Raw genomic sequence first — 3,625 nt, 5'->3', positions numbered from 1 at the left:
CGCGACCCCGCCCCCGTCTTCTACCGCCACAGCGCCTTCGACGCCGACCCCATCAACCACACCGACCCCACCGGCAACGGAGCGGCAAATATCATCGCAGCAAAGAAGATGAAAAGCCCAGATGGGAAATTGGATGGGAAGACTGAGGATCTCGACTATCTGGAAGCTGAGGTAAATTCGGCCGTCATGGTTTCCGATCCCGAGTTTTTGACGGCAATAGATTCACCCCGCGCGTCGTTCGATAATGCCCAAGCCAATCTAATTCTGCTAGCAAAAAGTGGCTGCAGTGTCGATGGAGGCTGTCTCACCGTTGCGGAATCTTCACTGAGGATGCTGGCCACTGGTCAGAGTCACACATTTTTCCGACTCGCTCAAATTAGGCACCAGGGGAACTATACGATGCGCGAGCATCGCGACATGAGAATGGGCCATGATTTTCTCGACTTCAACGATGCCGTGCGGCAGATCCAAAGCCAAAGTGCATCGGACAGGAAAATGTTGGCGATATTTTCACCGACCGCCCCGCAGCCCACTTACTCGCATTTCATGCTTTCCATGGTTGACGATCAAAATAGTCAGCATGTCATCCATGCGGCAGTCGACGCGGCAGGAACCTACTATCATATCGATCCCGGCACGAACCTGTACAAGGAGATACCGTCCGGGGCGAATTGGCTTGAAAGTCCATATGTCCTAGGGGAGGGCTTTGCCAATGCCCCAAAGTACAACAAATTCATCCCATTTGCAGTCGATGCAAACAAAGAGTGGCTAATTAGGGAATGAGGTCGACCGGCAATAGGTGGCCGCGGTGGACTCGTAAGGCGGGGCGTGGCGTGGGGTGTGCGCTCGACCACTCACCTGTGGCCGGCCTGGACCGGCGCCGGGACACCCTTGCGAGAGATGATGCCGGTGAATCCCCTTTCGGCAAGCACTGCACGGGAGTTCACACCGTCGCAGCCGCAGTCGAGGCGGACCTTCGGGCCTTCGGGCGGTTGGCCGGCGCGGTCGCGGACCGCGTCCAGGGTCGGCGCGAGCAGGCGGGAGTCGTGCCGGTTCGCGCCGTCGGGCACGACACCGACCGGGAGGCCTGCGGCCTAGGTGGCGACCGAGCGTTTCAGGGTCTGCTTGCCGCGGTCGACCAGCGAGCGTCCGGCCTTCTCACCATCGCCATCGCCCGGGGCCTTGGTGATGCAGCCGGCCGCAGGCCGATCATACGGTCGTAGGCTTCGAGGGCGAGCCGGTGGAGTTGCCGAGAAGTTCCTTGCTCTGCCCACAACTTCAGGTGCCCGCGGATGGTGCGGTCGGAGCAGCCGGGTGTCGCGATCCGCGCGTAGCCCGAGCCGTGGACCAGGGCGGCGATCACATGGTCGATCACCACACGGTTCGGTATCCGCGGGTTGCGGCATCCCAGCGCGTGACCTGCGGGTTACCGGGACCTGCTGGAGTGGTTGCACTCTCACGGTCACGTGCTGGTCGTAGGCACGGAGGGCACCGGCTCCTTCGGTGCCGAACTCGGCCGCTACCTTCGGGCCAACCGAATCGCCGTTGTCGAGGTGGACCGACCCGATCCCCGGGCGCACCGGGCGGCGGGGAAGTCGGATTCCATCGACGCATACGCGGCCGCAACCGCGGTCCTCGCTGGCCGCGCCACCGGCACCCTGAAGCACCGCGACGGCGCGGTCGAGGCAATCCGCGGACTGCGCATGGTACGCGCCAGCGCAGTCACGGCTCGCACCCAGACCATCAACCAGATCAAATCACTGATCATCACCGCGCCCGCCGCGGGTACTCGAAGCACTGCGCTCACTGACCACCACCGAACTGGTCCGACGGCTGGCCGCCAGCCGTCCTGGTGCCGATCTCGCTGCCCTGGCCACAGCAGTCAAAATCGCCCTCAAGCGCCTGGCCAAGCGGTACCAGCACCTGAGCGGGGAGATAGCGGAGGCAGACCGCGACCTGCGTGTCTTGATCACCCGCACCTGGATCCTGAAAGCCACGATCGAGGCAGAGGACGACGGAGCAGTGCTCTCATTCGTGAGCGGGGGACACGGGATGGCGATCATGCCCGTGCTCACCCTGACCGGAGCACTGGACTCGATCGAGATCACCGATCTCGGTCTGGAACGTCCGACGCGCCGTATCGGCTATGTGACCAGCTCAGAGCTCGCCAGCTCCGCTGTCGTGCGCGCTCTGGTACGGGAGTTGCGGGCCGCCGGCTCCGCCATCTGACTGGGTATGGCAGCCACTGCGCAAGGCCTTGCCGGTCAAGGTACGGCTGTCAGACCTGAACGTGGTCAGCAAGCACCACCGCCTGATGCCATCCACAAGTCTTGACCCCACCGGGCAGCGGCCGAGACCGTACATGTCGGTGATCGCCGACCTCCTGATCGAGATGGTCGCCGCAGGGCAGGGCATCACGGTGCTCCCTACCTGGGCGGCGGCCGTGCGTCTCCTCCCATAAGTTGCGCACCGTTCGACTCGGCTCCGATCACGGGGGAACTTCAGACGGTATTCTGTTTAGTTTCGAGCGAGTCTTGGTCGGTACGACCAGGTGCACGGTCGGTGCGCGCGGCCGGGACGGGTCGTGGTGTTCGGTTCGCTTGAGTGCCCTGTTGGATATCTTGCATTTGATCACGCAGGGGGGGTGGAGCCTATCCCGGAAGTCTCTGGCAACGGAAGCCGACCCGCACGCCGGGCCAATGCCGCGCATAGCCGGTAATCACACGGCTGGAGTCGGCTTCGTTCCCGAGACAACGCTCCCGAAGCCCGAGCAACTCAATCGTTTCATTCGGCGGAGAATTGGATAACTTGCCGATCACTAGAAACGCCTTCCGCACGGGCGGCGAGGTAGGGCGAGAATCCGTCAGGCGAGTTGGACTCGACAGAAACAATCTTTCCGTTATGCGCCTTCAGTGCAAATTTCCCGTTTCCGAGATCGACATAGTCGAATTTCTCCAGGTCGCCAGGCCCGCGAGAGTCTGCATAAAGTATGTCATTGTTGAGACCGGGGATCGAGCGAACAAAGGCGCCATTGCTCAACTTGATGAAGAATTTTCCATCCCCAGCCGGAACGAAGGAGAAGTATCGCGATACATGACCTGCCCTCGAGGAGTCCGGCCGGACAACGGCGTAGCCAAAATCAGTCGGAGCCGTCACGAATTTTCCAGCGGTATGCAGGACGACCCTCTGATGATTGTCCGGATATGAGTAAGTGGCCGAAAGGCTAGATTTGTGGCCGTTCGTGGTGTAGGCGCGAATTCCGTCGACCACGATTCCGGAGGGCTGCGCCGCCTCACCTTCTTCGACCTTCATGACCCTACCTGCCGGGTCGCCGGAGGCGGAGTCCAGCACGGTGATGGAGCCGTCACCGCTGTTTGCGATGTACACGCGAGAAGAGTCCGGGCTGATCGCAACGCCCTGCGGCAGGGATCCCGTCGGAATGCTGCCCTTAACCGCCTTCTGGGAGCCGGTATCGATCATGGTGGCCGAATCGCTCGCGCTGTTGGTGAGGTAGGCATGCTTGCCGTCGTTGCTGACCGCGATCGCGCTGGGCTTCGCACCCTCCTGCCCTGTGGGGATCTCTGTGGTCGTGCCGTCGGCCGTGTCGATGACCGTGACGCTGTCA

Annotated in this window: 2 protein-coding genes and 3 pseudogenes; 3 read left to right on the top strand and 2 right to left on the bottom strand. The window is 62.1% G+C overall.

Annotated elements, in window-relative coordinates:
- On the top strand, nucleotides 1–783 hold a 783-nt coding region (locus AA75_RS49855; RefSeq protein ID WP_158515576.1), incomplete at its 5' end, for a hypothetical protein.
- A gap of 74 nt (nucleotides 784–857) precedes the next feature.
- Here the strand turns inward: AA75_RS49855 and AA75_RS52465 are convergent.
- A pseudogene (locus AA75_RS52465) lies at nucleotides 858–1,417 on the bottom strand (transposase); the annotation flags it as partial.
- Between the two features lie 49 nt (nucleotides 1,418–1,466).
- Here AA75_RS52465 and AA75_RS52460 point away from each other — a divergent pair.
- Together AA75_RS52460 and AA75_RS52455 are read left to right on the top strand one after the other, a co-directional pair.
- Nucleotides 1,467–1,703: pseudogene (locus tag AA75_RS52460) on the top strand (IS110 family transposase); the annotation flags it as partial.
- Nucleotides 1,704–1,974: 271 nt separating this feature from the next.
- A pseudogene (locus AA75_RS52455) lies at nucleotides 1,975–2,229 on the top strand (LysR substrate-binding domain-containing protein); the annotation flags it as partial.
- 555 nt (nucleotides 2,230–2,784) lie between these two features.
- Here the strand turns inward: AA75_RS52455 and AA75_RS48030 are convergent.
- On the bottom strand, nucleotides 2,785–3,625 hold an 841-nt coding region (locus AA75_RS48030), incomplete at its 5' end, for a beta-propeller fold lactonase family protein (RefSeq protein WP_149038416.1).

The sequence above is a fragment of the Kitasatospora sp. MBT63 genome (assembly GCF_000710465.2).
GTDB lineage: Bacteria > Actinomycetota > Actinomycetes > Streptomycetales > Streptomycetaceae > Kitasatospora.
Note: the sequence above shows the minus strand (reverse complement) of the source record. Positions and strands in the feature narration are given on the sequence as shown.